This is a genomic window from Microcoleus sp. AS-A8 (assembly GCA_039962225.1).
GTDB lineage: Bacteria > Cyanobacteriota > Cyanobacteriia > Cyanobacteriales > Coleofasciculaceae > Allocoleopsis.
This window is the reverse complement of sequence record JAMPKV010000013.1, coordinates 114,157-132,679: the sequence shown is the minus strand read 5'-3', so window position 1 is coordinate 132,679 and position 18,523 is coordinate 114,157. Positions and strand designations below refer to the sequence as shown.

Annotated in this window: 11 protein-coding genes; 6 read left to right on the top strand and 5 right to left on the bottom strand. The window is 46.5% G+C overall.

From position 1 onward, the window contains the following. Nucleotides 1-137 precede the first annotated feature (137 nt). Together NDI48_20965 and NDI48_20960 are read right to left on the bottom strand one after the other, a co-directional pair. Nucleotides 138-3,293: an efflux RND transporter permease subunit gene (locus NDI48_20965; GenBank protein MEP0833639.1), complete on the bottom strand. Its 3,156-nt coding sequence runs from the start codon at nt 3,291-3,293 to the stop codon at nt 138-140. A 110-nt stretch (nt 3,294-3,403) separates the two neighbouring features. Next, nucleotides 3,404-5,014, bottom strand: a complete 1,611-nt coding sequence (locus NDI48_20960) for an efflux RND transporter periplasmic adaptor subunit (GenBank protein MEP0833638.1) — start codon at nt 5,012-5,014, stop codon at nt 3,404-3,406. A gap of 664 nt (nt 5,015-5,678) precedes the next feature. Between NDI48_20960 and NDI48_20955 the strand changes: the two genes are divergently transcribed. Beyond that, nucleotides 5,679-5,825 carry a hypothetical protein gene (locus NDI48_20955; protein MEP0833637.1) on the top strand — a complete coding sequence of 49 codons (147 nt, stop codon included), beginning with the start codon at nt 5,679-5,681 and terminating at the stop codon, nt 5,823-5,825. A gap of 187 nt (nt 5,826-6,012) precedes the next feature. Here the strand turns inward: NDI48_20955 and tsaB are convergent, their stop codons facing one another. Together tsaB and NDI48_20945 are read right to left on the bottom strand one after the other, a co-directional pair. Continuing rightward, nucleotides 6,013-6,690: a tRNA (adenosine(37)-N6)-threonylcarbamoyltransferase complex dimerization subunit type 1 TsaB gene (gene tsaB, locus NDI48_20950; GenBank protein ID MEP0833636.1), complete on the bottom strand. Its 678-nt coding sequence runs from the start codon at nt 6,688-6,690 to the stop codon at nt 6,013-6,015. Next, nucleotides 6,690-8,810, bottom strand: a complete 2,121-nt coding sequence (locus NDI48_20945; protein MEP0833635.1) for a protein kinase — start codon at nt 8,808-8,810, stop codon at nt 6,690-6,692. The genes tsaB and NDI48_20945 overlap by 1 nt, the downstream gene beginning before the upstream one ends. Nucleotides 8,811-9,074: 264 nt before the next feature. Here NDI48_20945 and NDI48_20940 point away from each other — a divergent pair, with 264 nt between their 5' ends. Continuing rightward, nucleotides 9,075-9,254, top strand: coding sequence for a hypothetical protein (locus NDI48_20940; protein ID MEP0833634.1), 180 nt, complete (start codon nt 9,075-9,077; stop codon nt 9,252-9,254). A 119-nt stretch (nt 9,255-9,373) separates the two neighbouring features. Beyond that, nucleotides 9,374-9,526, top strand: coding sequence for a hypothetical protein (locus NDI48_20935; GenBank protein ID MEP0833633.1), 153 nt, complete (start codon nt 9,374-9,376; stop codon nt 9,524-9,526). A gap of 284 nt (nt 9,527-9,810) precedes the next feature. Here NDI48_20935 and NDI48_20930 read toward each other — a convergent pair whose 3' ends face one another. Further along, entirely contained in the window at nt 9,811-10,359 is a 549-nt protein-coding gene (locus tag NDI48_20930) for a hypothetical protein (protein ID MEP0833632.1), read from the bottom strand. Nucleotides 10,360-10,716: 357 nt separating this feature from the next. Between NDI48_20930 and NDI48_20925 the strand changes: the two genes are divergently transcribed. From NDI48_20925 to NDI48_20915, 3 genes are all read left to right on the top strand, one after another. Then, the gene (locus tag NDI48_20925) at nt 10,717-12,156 is read left to right on the top strand and encodes a phosphoglucomutase/phosphomannomutase family protein (GenBank protein MEP0833631.1); all 1,440 of its coding nucleotides are present in this window, start codon (nt 10,717-10,719) and stop codon (nt 12,154-12,156) included. 61 nt (nt 12,157-12,217) lie between these two features. Beyond that, nucleotides 12,218-12,472: a lipopolysaccharide assembly protein LapA domain-containing protein gene (locus tag NDI48_20920; protein MEP0833630.1), complete on the top strand. Its 255-nt coding sequence runs from the start codon at nt 12,218-12,220 to the stop codon at nt 12,470-12,472. 470 nt (nt 12,473-12,942) lie between these two features. Then, complete coding sequence (locus NDI48_20915) at nt 12,943-18,420, top strand: AAA family ATPase (GenBank protein MEP0833629.1); 5,478 nt, start codon at nt 12,943-12,945, stop codon at nt 18,418-18,420. Nucleotides 18,421-18,523 lie beyond the last annotated feature (103 nt).

Here is an 18,523-nt window from a genome sequence, read left to right as displayed (position 1 = left end):
GTCCCCTGATGCGCTACCTGTAGGGGCGACGCCTGCGTCGCCCCTACGAAGATAGTGTATTAAGCCAGAAAATGGGTAAGTCCTGGTCAGCTAGTCATCGATCGATCGCAGGAAAAATGCAAATCCTGCCATATCCACTAGTCGTTACGAGTCACAATTCCATTACTATCCTCACCACTCGCCCCCGCCACAGCTACCTGGCGACGCTTGCTCCCGCCACTCAATAGCTTGACAATCCCATGCTGCAAATTATCCACATAAGTAAACAGCACCGGCACCACCACCAGCGTTAGCAGCGTGGAGGTTGTAAAGCCACCCATCACCGCAATTCCCATCGAACTACGAACCTCAGCGCCCGCACCAATGCCCAGCGCGAGGGGGGCTGTTCCCGCAATTGTAGCGAGGGAAGTCATCAAAATCGGTCGCAGACGAGACAACCCAGCATCAAGCACCGCCTGATACTGCGACTTGCCCTCCTCCTGGTTAATTAACGTGTAATCCACCAGCAGAATTGAGTTTTTTGTCACAATCCCCATCAATAAAACAATCCCAATCAACGCATATAGCCCTAACGCCTTTTGAGCAATCAGCAAGCCAATCAGTGCCCCACCTAAAGATAGGGGCAACGCTGCCATAATCGTCACTGGGTGGAGAAAATTGTTGTACAGCAAAACCAGGATGGCATAGATACACATCAGGGCTAGCCCCACGGCTGCGCCAAAACGAGCGAAAATATCACCCATAATCTTGGCATCACCAGCAGATTGCTCCACCACTCCTGGCGGCAGCGGATTCATCGCAGGTAGCTTTTTCACCGCCGCGACACCATCGCCCAGAGAAGTGCCTTGCAAGTTGGCTTCCACCGAAACCTGACGTGATCGGTCATAGCGGTCAATTTGTGCCGGCCCACTGCCCAAACGGATATCTGCCACCGCCGTGATGGGAACTAGGGTGTTATTTTGACCAGGCACCTTGAGATTCTTGAGCGTGTCAATATCTTCCCGCGCCTTTGGATCGATTTGCACGCGAATGGGAATTTGCCGATCGGGGAGATTAAACTTCGCTAAATTCGCTTCATTGTCTCCAATCGTGGCAAGAGAGGCTGTGCGTGCGATCGCCTGTACCGTCACTCCCAAATCAGCGGCACGCGCCGGATCGGGAACAACTAGAATCTCTGGCTTCACCAAACTGGCACTAGAACTTACTTCCACCAATCCCGGCACCGTTCTCATCTGCTTTTCCAATGCATTGGCAGCCGTCGTTAATGCTTCCGGATTTTCACTCTTAAGGAGGATGGATAAATCCTTACTCCCTCCCACTGCACCTTGACTCTGGAAACTAATTCTCGCTCCTGGAATTTTGGCAAATTGTGGACGCAACCCCTGCTCAAACTTTAACTGGGAGATATCCCGCTCTTCCTTGGGCTTAAGCTGAACAAACACAGTGGCTTTATTCACACCACTGCCATCACTGCCACTACCGGAACCGACTGTCGCCAGCACACTATTAATGGCTGGGCTGGGCTGAATCAGCTGTGTTACCTCTTGAACAACGGATTTTGCGTCGTTCAGAGTCGAACCGGGAGGTAGTTCAACAGAAACTGTGGAAATACCAAAATCGCCGCTATCGATTAATCCCTTGGGAATCAAGGGGACTAGCATCAAACTGCCGATGAAGAAAGCAAGGGCTATGGCAACAGTCGTCAGTCGATGCCGCAACGCCCATGTCAACAAACTACGATACGGTTGAAAGCGCACGCGGAAGGTATGAGGAAAACCGTAGTAGCGAGAGTTCTTTTTTGGCTTTGCTTTCTTTTCCTTCATTAAAAAAGCCCCCATCATCGGGGTGACGGTACGCGCCACCAAAGTCGAGAAGATCGTAGAAACGGCAACCGTCACCCCAAACGGTTGGAAAAACTGACCCGGAACGCCACCCATAAACGCAACGGGCATAAACACAGCAATAATCGTTGCTGCACTCGCTAACACCGCTAAACCGACTTCCGCCGAAGAATCCAACGCCGCTTGCAAGGGCTTTTTGCCCATATCCATGTGGCGTTCCATGTTCTCAATTTCCACAACGGCGTCATCCACCAAATTCCCGATCGCCAGTGCCAATGCCAGCAAGGTCATGCTATTGAGGGTATAACCCAGCATCTTCTGCACCGCAAAGGTCGGAAGGATCGATAACGGCAACGCCACCGCCGTAATCAAGGTGGCTCGCCAGTTGCGTAAAAATAGGAGAATCACCACCACAGCCAGCACGGACGCCATGATCAGGTCATCAATCGTGCTTTGATAGGATTCCCGGATGTAGTCCGCTCGTGTAAAGATTAGTTCTTGCTTAACATCTGGAGGAAGGGTTTTTTTCAGTTCCTCTACGGCTTTTCGTACCCCCTCTTCCACCGTTACCAAGGTACTACCCGTACTCCGCAACACCTGGTAAGCCACCACGGGTTTACCGTTAAACAGTGCCTCCTGCCGCACTTCCGCATAGCCATTGTCCACTTCTCCCAAACTGGACAGGGCAACATAACTCCCATTGGGCAGCAAAATTTGATAGCTTTTCAACACCTCCACATTGGGCGCACTGCCCAGCGTGCGGATACTCTGTTCACTCCCTCCTAATTGAGTCCGTCCCCCTGGTAAATTGACATTAAAGGCGCGAATTTGGTCATTAACTTGCGTGGCAGTAATCCCCAGGGCTTGCAAGCGACTGGGGTCGAGGTTGACGCGAATTTCTCTCGTCACGCCGCCCACCCGTTGCACTTGGGCGACTCCCTGCACTGCAAGTAAGGCACGGCTGATGGTTTGGTCAACCAAGTAACTCAATTGTTCGACAGACTGCCGTTCAGACGTGACGGCATAGGTCATAATCGGGCCACCGGCAAATTCTAGACGCTTGACGATGGGTTCGTTAATGTCTTGGGGGAGGTTTTGGCGGATTTGGGCGATCGCATTTCGCACGTCATTGGTGGCGCGATCGCTATCCGTGCCTAAGACAAAGTTAACGACGGTACTGGAAACCCCATCGTTAACGGTTGAAATCATATTATCGATATTCCCCAAACCCGCGATCGCATCTTCAACTCTCTTTGTCACCTGAGTTTCCAATTCCGTCGGGCCAGCACCTGGCTGAGTTACGGTGACCGAAACCGTTGGGATATCAATGTTGGGGTTAGAATCAATCCCTAGCTGGGTAAAAGACATCCAGCCGATTACCGTTAAAACTAAGAACAAAACCAGCGTCGGAACCGGCTTTTTGATTGACCAGGCAGAGAGGTTGAAAGACATAAGGATTTCGATGCAGAGATTTTAGATTAGGAAGAGGCAATTTATCAGGTTGAACGTTGGAAAGTTGAACGTTGAAAGTTGAAAACCTGCTAACATTCAATCTTCTAATCTCACTTTTGACTCTGTACAACCTCGACCTTGTCGCCATCTTTGAGGTAAGCGGCACCCTTGACTACGATGCGATCGCCTGGGGATAAACCGCTTTTAATTTCCACTCGCTCACCGGGCATCGGTTCTCCCACCTGCACCTGCTGTGCCTTAACCGTGCCATCTCCTTGTAGTCGATAGGCGATCATGCTGCTATCAGCTTGGGGTAGTATTGCTTTGGCGGGTGCCGTTAGACCGGATGCCGAGGAGGTGGTAATTGCTGCCCGTAAAAACATCCCAGGTTTTAAAGATTCCGTCGCAGGCAAATCAACTTTGACTGTTGCCTGACGAGACTGTTCATCAACGACAGGGTCAATTTCTCGCACTTTCCCTTCAAGACTGAGCTTGCTATCCTTGTTAGACGTGATTTTGACGCTTTGCCCTAGGCTAATTTGCGGCAGTTGAGTTTCGGGAACTTTCAATATCAGTTCCAAGCGCCCCTTGTCGATAATCTTGAACAGGGGTTGTGAGGCTGAGGTGACCTCGCCCACACGGGCATTGCGTTCAGCGACTTGACCACTCGCAGGAGCCACGATCTTCGTATTTCCCAGTTGTGCCGCGATCGCTTGCTGTTGTCCCTTCGCTTGAGCTAGTTGGGCTTCGGCTTGAGTAATCACCTCTTGACGGGAACCTGCACGCAGTTGCTGAAGTTCCTGTTCGGCTTCTCTCACAGAAGCCGCTAACTGGTCAATTTCTGGGTTATTTGTATTTCGGGCTTGTTGTAAGCGTTGTTGGGCTTCCGATAAATTGGCTTGAGCACTGCGATACTCACTGAACGTCTCATTAAAGCGATCGCGGGTAACAGCCCCTTGATCGACCAAAGATTGATAGCTCTTGTAACGATTTTCCGCTAGTGTTAACCGCGCTTGCGCTGATTCCACTTGGGCTTGAGCCTGCTCGATCTGTCTAGGAATACTAGCTTGCGCCTGACTCAGACGGGCTTTGGCTTGGTCTAAACGAGCTTGTGCCTGAGCAATTTCCTCTTTTCGTGTCCCCGTCCGCAGTTCTGCCAAACGGGCTTCGGCTTGGGCAACGGAGGCTTTGGCTTGCGTCAATTGTGCCTGGAGAATGGCATCATCTAACCGTGCCATCACTTGCCCCACCTTCACAAAGTCATTCCGGTCTACTAGGATTTGCTTAATCTGTAATCCCGTCGCTTGGGACGACACCGGAATCATCTCAAAGGCGGCAACACTTCCGTTGTCGGCTTTTAAGATACGAGGAACGCGAGTGGTTTCTACCGTTGCTACAGTGACGCTTTGAGCGGAGACGGGTGCAGCAGAGGGGGTCGCTTCAGGGGACTTGGCAGGAGCTTTCGTGGGTTGAGAACTCAGTAAGCGTGTACCGCCAACCGCTAGCACGACCCCAATCCCTATGCCGATTAACATGCCCCGCCCGCCGGATAGCCAGGTTCGAGGTGCTTTTTCGGCTATAGGTTCGGCTATAGGTTCGGCTATAGGTTCGGCTATAGGTAAAGGGAAGGAGTCTAAATGCCGCTCTTCGAGGGCAGACTCAGCGACTGTCGCAGAGCCATTTAACTGAGATGGTTCTTGGTCTGGAACTTTATTGGTCACTGTTGTCCCCCTGTCAATCGGTGAGCAGGATTATATGTAAAGATAAATTTCTTTTGCTATCCTTATTTTAAGTTATCCTAAAATCCACTTCAGCAACGACTTAAGGCAAATCTATATCTCTGGTATGGCTCTTAGGGATTCGGGATATATGGTGAAAACTTAAAAATCTCTTGCAAGCAGATTGCGCTTTGTTTCTTTAGTTGAAGAGAAATTAAATTTTAGGTCAGTGTCTACTGGCACAGAACCCTGACGACAGAACTGGTGTCCTTGCTCCCGGCTGAGTACAAAACTCAAGTTTCTAGTGCAAGAGCGCTTATTTCTCAAACCTTTCGGAGGTAAAGGCGGGTTGAACTTCAGCCGCCCAGGCGGAGGCAACTGGTCAAGCGTGTAAACCCGCCCGTACAGCATTTGAGGACTTTGCCGTAAAGGCAGTAGACCGTCTGCTGTTGTTCACTCAGTAGAGCATGGCTGTGTTTGGATAGTTCCACATTATTGCGAGTGTGAGCACTCTTACCTCACCAATTTAGTTCATCCAAAAGGATGATTGATAATTCACTCAATCGGTTCACCCGTTAGTAGGATGTAATTATCCAGAAAAATCACTACGAAAAGTGGTTCAAGGAAAAAGTAAGGTTAAAGATAGGCTAAATTATCAGGGAGCATAATGATGGACGTACCAAAATGTCACCGATGTGGAGCCGATTTGGTTCAAATCAAACTGACTGAAGATTCTGAAGTCGGGTGGTACTGTATTGGCTGTGATGCTGACGAGCTTGGCCCACCAGAAGAAGCATCCACGACCATAGAGTAAATCGCCGTGATGGATTTCTGGTCGTTGTCTGCTTGAGGTTTTCCAATCCTTGCCGCAGCTTATAAACGGAAAAAAGCCCCTCTAGGTAGGACAGAGGGGCTTGGACTTTGACTTTGAAGGATTTGTAACTACCTGCTGATATCTCTAGAGGACAGGGTACTTATGCACAATGATTGAACAAAGGGCATTAATTTCCTACCGGATGCTGACCATAAAATGGCAATGCTTCTGACCAGTGAGGGCGCTTGCCCTGTTGCCAATCCAAATAAGCCAGTTCTAACAAACTGGAAACCGAGGTACCCAATCCACTATCCGCAGGAATATCAATGAGCTGATAGGAGGTTGGCCACTGATCTAAAGTTTTTTGCCACTCCTCCGGAGTCAACACGGAATCGGGAAACAGCGGAGTCAGTCCTGAGTTCGATGAAGATGGCTGGTAGATAGCCGCGAATAATTGACCCCGTTGAGCCGGCATTTGTAGAGCGAGTGTTCGATTTGGGATTGTTTGTGAATTTTCCGGGATTCCTAACTCCCGATATTGGTGCCAAGCAACTGCTGCCAATGTCGAAATTGACCATAGCGACATATCCAATTGCTGTGCCAATGTCCGAGCCGTAACCATGCCAATCCGAGTACTGGTAAAACTCCCTGGCCCTTTAGCTACCGCCATAAACGCCAATTCTTTCCAATTTTGTGGCTGGAGAAACTCAGCGAGATATTGATGTAAATGAGTCGATAAATCCCGACCTAAATTCCAAGTTTGGCAGCGACTTTCATCGGCAAAATTGCTCAAGGCCAAACCTAACTCAGTGCTGCTGCTGTGAAGAGCCAAACCGTACTTGTTTGGCTCCAGGCTTCTGGGCATCAATCACACCGCCAAATCTTCACTGTTTTGTCCCCACTGCCACTCGCTAGGGTTCGCCCGTCTGCACTAAAGGCAACTGAATTCACACCCTTAGAATGCCCCGAAAGAGTCAGTATTGTTTTTCCGGTTGCGGGATTCCAGAGTTTAATGGTTTTGTCATCACTACCACTCGCGAGAATTTTTCCATCAGGACTAAAGGCAACAGAATTCACTGCGGCAAACCAACCCGAATGACCCGTGAGCGTATAAAGCAATTCCCCCGTCTCCACCTGCCAAATCTTGATGGTTTTATCACAACTGCCGGAGGCGAGGAGTTGCCCGTCCGGGCTGAAAGCAATACCACGAATGGTGTTAGAATGCCCAGAAAACGTGCGGATTTCTTCTCCGGTATTGAAGTTCCACAACTTGACCTTAAACACCTTAGCTTTAAGATTTCCATCCGCACTCGCGATGGTTTGTCCATCTGGGCTGATGCTAAGTGCTTCAATTAAGTGGTTCCCACCTAGCGTTCGCATGACTTCCCCAGTGTCCGGGTTCCATATCTTAATCGTTTTGTCATTCCCAGCACTAATGAGCACCTTTCCATCCGGACTGAAAACAAGGCGCTGAATGATGGATGAATGCCCCGACAGGGTACGAATTTCTTCCCCTGTTTTCAAGTCCCATAACTTGATAATGTCGTCACCGGCACTTGCTAAGAGCTCTCCATCGGGCCTGATTGCGACTGACCTCACAAAAAACCCGGCATGTCCAGCAAGGGTGTGAATATCTTTGCCAGTACTGAGTTCCCATACCTTAATAGTGTGGTCTTCACTGCCACTCACAATCCATTCCTGATTAGGGCTGAAGGCGATGCATGTCACCCCTGCGTACCAATCTAAACCTCCATCGGAATGTCCAGTGAGAGTCTGGACGCACTTCCAATTCTGAAATACAGGTATCGAGGCTGGCTCGGCTATAGCTAGAGGCTTTGGCTCAGATTCCGTTGCAACCGATGGCTCAGGTTCTGTTGCAACCGATGGCTCAGGTTCTGTTGCAACCGATGGCTCAGGTTCAGATGGAACTTGTAACTCAGGTTCCGTTGCAACCAATGGTTCGGTTTGAACTGGAACGGATGACTTGAGTTGGGAACTCGATTTTGACGGTGTTATAGAAATTGTGGCGGCGGCGGATGCACTCTCCAAAAGATTCAAGTCATCGAGAACATCCCCTGCATTCTGATAACGTCGCTTTGTGGCATTTTCCAACATCTTATCGAGGATTCGCCCTAACCCCGGAGTGACGGGATTGCTCACATGCTCTCGCCAAACCCAACCGCCTTCACTGACTGAGTACAACTCAAACGGGCCTTTTTGAGTCAGCAGATGGATACAGGTGACACCTAAACTGTAAATGTCACTGGCAAATGTGCCTTTGCCCAGAGCTTGTTCTGGAGCAACAAATCCAGAGGTGCCAATGACGGTGCCTGTGGGTGGCAAAAGAGTGTCTGTGGCAAATTTAGCGGCTCCGAAATCGACGAGAACCAGTGGATTCGCTATTGTTCCCCCTATCTCTGCTAGCTCGGAGGAGATACCGCCGGCAGGGGTCTGGATGCTTGATGTGATACGCCGAATAATATTTTTGGGTTTAATATCTCGGTGAATCACGTTTCTTTCATGGATAAACTGTAAGACTGGCAGTATGTCTCTTAATAATTCCCGAATCTGGAATTCATTGAAAGCTCCATGAGATTCTAGGTCTTGGGCTAAATTTTGCCCATCGATAAAGTCTTGGACTAAATAGTGATACTGATTTTGGGTGAAATGGGCGAGTAATTCAGGAATCTGAGGATGGGTGCCTAATTCTTCCAACCGTACAGCTTTTTGTTCAAATAACTGCGCCGCTTCTTCTGGGTTGTCAGTCCCCTGTGCTTGGGAGAAAAACTGCTTAACGATGCAGTTCGGTTTGGATGGTTTGCATTCATCCAAAGCTAATAACGTTCTGCCAAAGCGTCCTTGACCCATCACTTCGATGGATCGATAGCGATCGCCTAATAGTAACTTTGTCCCACACCTTAGGCAAAACCTACCATCACTGGGATTATGAGGCTTCTGGCAATCAGGATTCAGGCAGTAGCTCATACCAAAGAAAAATCAGCTGCTACTTGAATATAATCTTTCTTGCTCACAATTGCCCTCTGTTATACAATCTAGGATTTTGAACGCTTTAGCCTGGGAAAGGTTCCAACATTCCCCTGTGGCAAGTTTAAACCCAAATCGGGTCAGTCGCGTTGAAGTTGGCTTTTCCCCTGGGGGAGTGACAGGTAGTTCTATCTTCTGAATGACGTGAGAACACTAAAAGTTTATGAAAATTTAATTAATTAGTCTTGACATTTGAGGTATTACGTGTATTACCGCCGCAAGAACAAGGACAAGGATCAGGACAAGTTTTGTCGTCCGGATATGTGGTCAAACATTGACCCAACAAAAGTTAAGCAAAGAATTGATCGGATTACTCAACGCCTAGAAAGAGTTCGACGCCAGTTTGAATCTGATGAAGCGAACAATTCGGCGCTTGACTCGTAGAGTCCTGTGTCATGTGACTCACAACAAATCAAACGGCCCAATCTTGATCGTTTTGACCTGCGAACCAGTGGCCATTCTATCAGTATCACAATGGATGATAACAGCCGTCCCCCGGCTGAATGGTCACACAGACTATAGAGGTGTTTCCCGCTACTTGGGATGCCATACAACACCGACTCATCACCCTGGTAGAAGGGTATTGGGATGTCGCCCAACGACTGATTGAACTGGCGAGGCGGAAAAATCCGGGTATGCCAGAGAATGGGTATTAAATAAAGGTAATTGATGATTGAGAGCGAGATCGCTTCTGATCGGTTCACAATCGGTTGGGAATATCGGCTCTTTTTAGCTCATTTAGGAGTATTATTGTCAAGTTCATCATTGACTGACCCGTTAAGCCGTCCCCTATGCCAGTACATGCCATCGGCGCTAACTGTGAGGCGATCACAGGCTTGAGCAGAAAGGGGCCGAGTGGGTCTAAACACCATCTGAGCTTCCCCTGGCGTGCGATCACTTCGGCCTCTACTCTTGCTGAGCGGCGACAATAATTAGACCCCTAAATACTGCCAAAGGTAGGAATAGGGCCACCGCTTGGGCGTGCAAACGTGGGTAAATCAACCCGTGTAATGTTGCGGCTTCTCACAGCGAGGCGATAGCTGACACTTTGTAACTCAGCGTGGAGTTGGCGATTTTCCCGCTGTAGCATCGATACTTTCTCCCGTACCGGCACCATGCGCTCGGCAAACTTCTGGCGGTAAATCTTGGGCAGTTCTTGTACGACCTGTTCTAACATCCGCGAGCGCTCGGTTAATTCTTGCACCGACTGCCGCAGTTGATAGATTTCATCATCACGGGTGGTAATCTGGTCTTGGTAGAACGTCACCTGCTGCTCAACATCTTGTAGCTGTTCGCGTAATACACGCATTTGCGCCTGGTGACGCTCTGAAACCTCCGCCGGAGGAGTGAAGTTAGCGTTGCCCTTGACGAGACGAAATAATTCTTGAGACAGCTGCTGCACTAGCTGGTCTCTCAGTTGCAACTCTTCTCGCAGACGAGAAACTTCAGCTTGAACCGCATGTAGGGTTGGGGTTTCAGTCTGGATCACGATGGCTTACGGCTCCGATAATAGGGTACTCCCAGTAGCTTAAGCGAACGGGCAGGGTCGCTGGGGCTATGCAGGCTTACATAGTAAGGGACAATTACAGGAGAGAGATGATACAGCCTAGCATACCGTCAGACATTGGGTGCATCAAACTCCTGATGCAGCTAATTTACCATTTGAATTGAGGAAATGGCACGGTAGAGCGGCTTTTTTTTGATTATCTCATCAATTTTGGTGATGGAGTGCAGGAGAAGGGGGGGAATTTTCTGGTTTCGGCAATTTAATAACAGACTGAGCCGTATCCTCATAACTCGATAGGCTTCGATTAAGATTGAGTTGAATTTAGAGAAAGTAGCCGAAATGAGTGCAGCAAGTAGCGACAAAAAAATTAAGTTTGGCACCGATGGCTGGCGCGGGATCATCGCGGATGACTTTACCTTCTCAAATGTGTGTAAGGTAACCCGGGCGATCGCAAGTTATCTAGAAACAGCCTATTCCAAAGACCGACCGGTTTTAGTGGCCTACGATACCCGCTTTCTTGCCGACCAGTTTGCTCAGACTGCCGCCGAAATTCTGGCAGACTTAGGCTGGACGGTGAAAATTGTGGATCGGGATTGCCCAACGCCGGTTATTGCCTACAATGCGCGTCTCCTGAACTCTGCTGGCGCATTGATGTTTACCGCGAGTCACAACCCTGCACCTTATTGCGGCATTAAGTACATCCCGGATTATGCCGGCCCTGCGACACCCGAAATTACGGATACGATTGTTGCCAATATTGAAGGGGCTGATGATGCACCGCCGACGGGCAAGAACAACAATCAGATATCTACGTTTGACCCCAAACCCGATTATTTACAGTTTATTTATACCCTGCTGGATGTTGAGCGGATTCGCAGTGCTCAACTCAAGGTGAAGTACGACGCCCTCTACTCCACCTCTCGTGGTTATTTGGATACTGTTCTAGAACATTGTGGTTGTCAAACGGAGTCCTTCCATACCACTCGCGATGTGTTGTTTGGGGGGGGGATGCCGGAACCCAAGGGCGAACAGTTGGTGGAACTGGTTGAGGCTGTGACAAGCGATAAAGCCGATTTGGGCCTAGCGACCGATGGGGATAGCGATCGCTTTGGTGTTGTGGATGAACAGGGGAATGTTCTCACGCCCAATACGGTGCTGCTGTTGCTGGCGCGTCACTTGATTAAAAATAAAGGCAAGACGGGTGCCATTGTCCGGACGGTTGCCACAACCCACCTGCTGGATAACTTTGCCGCTAAGTATGGCCTAAAAATATACGAGACAGCCGTCGGCTTCAAGTACATCGGCGAGAAAATGCGCGAAACTGAGGTACTGATTGGGGGTGAGGAATCGGGAGGATTGAGCATTATTGGCCATATCCCGGAAAAAGATGGGATTTTGGCGGATATGCTGGTGGCTGAAGCGATCGCCTATGAAGGGAAGCCGTTAAGTCAGCTAGTGGAAGAAGCGATCGCAGAAGCCGATGGCCCTCTCTACAACAAGCGTCTCGACTTACACTTAGAGGATGACCACAAGGTTGCCGTTCTGGATTCCTTCACTAAAAATCCCCCCGGTGACATTGCGGGAATCAAAGTGAAGGAAATTGGTCGTAAAGACGGCATCAAACTCTATTTAGAAGACGGCAGTTGGGTGTTGTTGCGCCCATCGGGTACTGAACCCTTGATGCGTGTTTACATGGAGACGAATTCTCCCGAAAAACAAGCTCAGATTGCTGAAATTATGGAGTTGATCATTAACCGACTCGAACCTGTAGAAGTTTAACCCTACCTACACCCAGATAAACGTGGATGACAAGCATCCACGTTTATCGGCGATTTTAATCATGAAAACGATTGCTAATTTACTGACTTCCATTATCCTAGCGGCTTGGATTGCTGCGATCGCGATTCTTTCCATCCAAAACATTACGTCGATATCTCTCAAGTTCCTCGTGTTTCAAACCATACAAATGCCCTTAGGCATTGTTCTGGCTTTTAGTGTAGGGATTGGGGCGATTGCTGGAGCCATCGCGCCTGTGTTATGGCAACTTGCTGATGGACAACGGGAGAGATATTACGAAGAAGAAGAGGATTTTTAATTCCACGGAACGTGGGAGTCAGGAAAAATTCAAAGCGAATATAATTTACAAATTGTTAGAGTAACAGTTTAGAACGTAGGTTAGTAGCCTCATTCAGCCTCCAATCTAACTGGCAAATAATAACTGGGTTGGGCGCTAATAGGCTGAAAACTTTGTAGCATCAGACTTTTAAAACGTGGAACTTCCTGGACGAGCTAACTTTAATCCTTCTTGCATAAAGGGCCACACAAAGAGCGATAAGTATTATAGCTAAGTAGCAAAACTTAACTTTTGCCGAGACTCCAGCAAGGCGAGTTCATAATTATAAATGATATAAATCTCTTTCCTGAATCTCCACTCCCGATTATCAGGTTAGGCATCATGGCGGCATCGCCGCCACCTCTTGGTGAAAATCTATTTCCCCTGCTGCCCCTGCCCATTCTCAGAAGAGGTTGGCAAGATTTCACGATTGAAAAATCAAGAGCTTAAAAATGATTAAATTTCCTGGCTTCACTGTTATTGCACAAATTCATGAAAATGCTAATTCCTTAGTTTATCGAGGACTAAGGCAATTTGATCAGCAACCAATTATATTAAAACTGCTCAAAGAGGACTATCCTACCCCCAGCCAACTGTTTCACTACCGACAAGAGTATGAAACTCTGCGGACACTCAACATAGAGGGGGTGGTGAAAGTCTACGACTTACAAAACTATCACAACACTCTGGTGATGCTAGTAGAGGATTTTGGTGGAGAATCCTTGAAGATATGGCTCTCGGAAAAACCCTTCTCTTTATCAGAATTTCTGCCTATTGCCCTGCAAATTACTCAAACTTTAGGACAAATTCATCATCACAATATTATTCATAAAGATATTAATCCCTCAAATCTAGTTTTTAACCCTCAAACGGGACAAGTTAAACTCATTGATTTTGGCATTTCTACCGTTTTAGCACGGGAAAACCCTTCCCTCACCAGTCCTCAACTTTTAGAAGGCACTTTAGCTTATATCTCTCCGGAACAAACCGGAAGAATGAACCGTTCCTTGGATTACCGCACGGATTTTTATTCCCTAGGAGTCACTTTTTATGAACTGTTGACTCATCAGCTCCCTTTCCAGACACAGGATGCTCTAGAGTTAGTCCATTGTCATATTGCGAAACAGCCTGTACCTCCCCATATTCTGGCTCCAGATATTCCTCAGCCGATTTCAGATATCGTGATGAAATTGATGGCGAAGACAGCGGAGGAACGCTATCAAAGTGCTTGGGGGATTCATAGGGATTTAGCAGAGTGTTGGAATCAATTACAGGAGAGGGGAAAGATATCAGAATTTATCCTAGCTACTGCTGATATTTCAGATCGGTTTCAGATTCCCCAAAAACTCTATGGTCGAGAACGGGAAGTTGAAGTTTTACTCCGGGCATTTGAGCGGGTTGCTAGCGGAGAGATGAACGCTGAGGAAGAGAAATCGGAACTTTTTTTATCTCAAATTCCCAATCGTAAATCTCAAATTGAAATGATGCTAGTAGCGGGTTATTCCGGGATTGGGAAATCCGTATTAGTACAAGAACTGTATAAACCGATAACTCAAAGGCGGGGTTATTTCATTCGAGGGAAATTTGAACAATTTCACCGAAATGTGCCCTACAGTGCGGTGATTCAAGCGTTGGCTGAATTAGTCCGTCAACTGTTAACCGAACGTGAAGTTCAGCTTCAGCAATGGCGAGAAAAATTATTACAGGCTCTTGGTGCTAATGGACAGGTGATTATTGATGTAATTCCTGAAGTAGAACTGATTGTTGGTTCACAATCGGCAGTTCCAACTTTAGGAGCCACCGAGTCGCAGAATCGATTTAATCTCGTTTTTCAAAACTTTATTCAAGTTTTTGTCAGTCCCTTACATCCCCTAGTGATATTTTTAGACGATTTGCAGTGGGCAGATAGGCCATCTTTAAAGCTCATGGAATTGCTGATGACTTCTTCCCAAGCCGGACTGTTTTTAATTGGCGCGTATCGAGATAATGAAGTTAGCGCTGCTCATCCATTGAGGCTTACTCTTAAGGACATAAAAGATAATGGAGCCATTGTCAATGAAATTTTTCTTAAACGTTTAGACTTGCCTACAGTAAATCAGCTCATTTCCGATACCCTAAACTGTCCCCGTAAGCGCACTTGGCCGCTAGCCGAATTAGTGCTGGCAAAAACAGAGGGTAATCCCTTCTTTATGAATGAGTTTTTAAAATCTCTTTATACCGAAAATTTACTCAATTTTATACCTCCTCAGTCTACGTTAGAGCAGGGAGAATGGCAATGGGATTTAGCACAAATTAAAGCGCGGGGAATTACCGATAATGTTGTCGAACTCATGGCCGCCAAGATCCAAAAATTACCCGAATCTACGCAAGAGTGCTTAAAATTAGCCGCTTGTATTGGAAATCAGTTTGATCTAAAAACATTAGCGGTTGTCTCAGAAAAATCGCAAAAAGAAACGGCGATAAACCTACACCCGGCTGTTACTGAGGGCTTAATTTTTCCGATAAGTGATGCCTATGAGGTCATTAGAGGCTGGGAACAGCAGGAGGGGAAACGTCAAGCTTCAAACACACAATCACTAATTTCCAGTTCCCAATTGCTGATTCCCGTTACCTATAAGTTTGTCCATGACCGAATTCAGCAAGCCGTATATTCTCTGATTTCTGACGCTTTAGGGGGACGGCATTGTCGGATTCGTATCCATCGACAAGTAGGACAACTCCTTCTGCAAAACATCCCAGCTCATCAGCGGGAAGAGAGAATATTTGATATCGTTAATCAACTAAATTTAGGCATTGAACTCATTAGCCACCAATCAGAACGAGATGAACTCGCCCAATTAAACCTCATGGCTGGCAAAAAAGCCAAAGCTTCGGTGGCGTATGAACCTGCATTTAAATACCTGATTTTTGGTATTGAACTCCTTAACCCCCCTCAATCCCCTCTTGTTAAGGGGGGGAGCGAAGGAGGCTCTAGCTGGCAGAGGCAGTATAACCTGACACTCGAACTTTATGTAGAAGCAGCAGAAGCCGCGTACCTCAGCACTAACTTTGAGCTAATGGAAAGATTAGCTGAAGTGGTGCTTCAGCACGCTACAACACTGCTAGACAAAGTTAAAATTTATGAAATTAAAATCCAATCTTTTATAGCACAAAATCGATTATTAGAAGCTATAAATACTGGGATAGAAATCCTTTGTTTTTTGGGATTGCAGTTTCCGCAAAAACCTACAACATCGAATATCATACTCAGTCTTATTAAAACGAAATTAACTTTATTATGGAAACAAATTGAAAACTTAATAGACCTGCCGGAAATGACCGATCCACTTGTGTTGGCAGCTATGCGGCTTATGTCGAGTGTAGGTTCTGCTGCCTATTTAGCCGTTCCTGAATTGATGCCACTGCTTGTCTTTAAAGGGGTAAACTTGTCGGTCAAACATGGCAATACTTCAGAGTCTGCCTTTGCTTATGCCACTTACGGTTCAATTCTCAGCGGAGTGGTAGGAGACATTGATTCCGGCTATCAATTGGGCAAACTTGCGCTCAGCTTGCTTGATAAGTTCAATGCCAAAAAGATCAAGGCAAAAACTTTCTTAGTCGTTAATAACCTGATTAGACACTGGAAAGAGCATCTTGGGGAAACCTTACCCGCTTTGATGGATTCCTATGAAAGTGGAATAGAAACCGGAGATTTAGAGTTTGCAGCTTTATCGATCAATGCTTACGTTTATCATGGCTATTTTATCGGAAAGGAACTAAGTGGGCTTGAACAAGAGATGGCAATCTATAGCCAGGTTGTCGCTCAACTTAAGCAAGAAACAACACTCTATTTGCTGAAAATATGGCGACAGACAGTCCTTACCTTACTAGGCCGGACTGAACATCAGTGCCGTTTAATCGGCGAAGCCTATGATGAAGAAAAAATGCTGCCTCTTCATCAAGAAGCGAATGATAGAACAGCAATTTTTATCTTATATTTCAACAAACTCGTTCTTTGCTATCTATTTACCGAATACCAAGAAGCTGTAAAAAATGCTGCCATAACCGAAAGATATTTGGATGGTGGCTTAGGAGTGGTAACAGTTCCTCTTTTCCATTTTTACGATTCTTTGGCGCTGTTGGCTATTTATCCTTCCAGCAAAACGTCTGTACAAAAGCGCATCTTACGGAAAGTGAGAGCTAACCAGAAAAAAATGAAGAAATGGGCGCATTATTCTCCAGCCAATTTCCTGCATAAATTTTACCTGGTGGAGGCAGAACGCTGTAGGGTTCTAGGCCAAGAGGCTAAAGCAATAGAATGGTATGATTACTCCATAGCAGGAGCCAACGAAAATGGCTATATCCAAGAAAAAGCCTTGGCTTATGAACTAGCTGCCAAGTTTTATCTATCCAAAAACAAAGACTTGATTAGCAAAGCCTATATACAGGAGGCACGTTATTCCTATCTTAAATGGGGAGCTACTCGCAAGGTCATGGATTTGGAGGAAAATTATCCTCAGTTACTGGCGGCAACAAAATCCGGAATTCAAAATGGTAGATCTATCTCAATATCGACTAATCCCAGTTCGGGTGAGGCACTGGATTTAGCCACAGTGATGAAAGCGACACAAGCGATTTCATGTGAAATTGTATTGGATAAGTTGCTGGAAAGCTTGATGAAAATTCTGATTGAAAATGCAGGAGCACAAAAGGGTTTTCTGATTTTAGAAACCAAGGGTCAACTGCGGATTGAAGCTTCTGGAGAGATAGATTCTGAAGAAATTACCGTGTTGCAATCAATCCCCATTGAATCAGTAGAAGGATATAATCAGACACCTCTCCTTTCGTCCACTCTAATTAATTATGTTGCCCGAACTCAAGAAAGCGTTGTCTTAAATGATGCTACCCGTGAGGGTCAATTTATTAATGATTCCTATATCCAAACTCATCAATCCAAGTCAGTTCTCTGTACGCCCTTGCTTAATCAGGGGAAGCTCAGTGGCATTGTTTGTCTAGAAAATAATCTGACCACAGGTGCTTTTACCCCGGAGCGAATAGAGATTTTAAGTATGCTGTCGGCTCAAGCAGCAATTTCCATTGAAAATGCCCGTCTCTACAGTAACATGGCAGAACTCAATACAGCTTACGAGCGCTTTGTTCCTCGTCAATTTTTACAATTCCTGGAAAAAGAAAGTATTGTTGATGTGCAACTGGGCGACCAAATTCAGCAAGAAATGTCAGTCCTATTCTCCGATATTCGTGACTTCACTACCCTATCGGAAAGTATGACTCCTCAAGAGAATTTTAAATTTATTAATAGTTATTTGTCTCGTATGGAACCCGCAATTCGTGAAAATCAAGGGTTTATTGATAAATACATTGGAGATGCAATTATGGCACTGTTTAGTGGTGCGGCTGATAATGCCCTCAAAGCGGGAATTGCCATGCTGCATCGCCTCAGTGAATATAATCAAAACCGGATGAAATGGGATTATGGCTCGATTCAAATTGGGATTGGCATCAATACAGGTTCTTTAATGTTGGGAACTGTGGGTGGCTCCAATCGGATGGATGGTACAGTCATTAGTGATGCGGTAAACCTAGCCTCCCGTGTGGAAAGCCTGACGAAAAATTATGGCATACCGTTATTAATTACTCACCAAACTTTTTCGCGTTTGAGCAATCCACTTGACTATAAAATTCGCCGGATAGACCAAGTAAAAGTTAAGGGAAAATCTGAGTTAGTGACAGTGTATGAAGTCTTTGATGCAGATTTACCTGAAATCAAAGAAGGTAAGTTAGCAACTCTAGAGCTATTTAAAGAAGCCTTGTTTCACTATACCTCCCAAGACTGGAGAGCAGCCGAAAAACTTTTTTCTGAGTGTTTACGTCTAAACCCAATGGATAAGGTAGCTCAAATTTATTGGCAACGCTGTCAAATCAACGATTAATACATGCTGATGTCCTATGAGTCTCAATCGCGCCAAGTTGTCAGGCTGAACGTTAAAATTTTAAATTTTCTAACTTTCAACCTTCAACCTGCAACTGCTTATA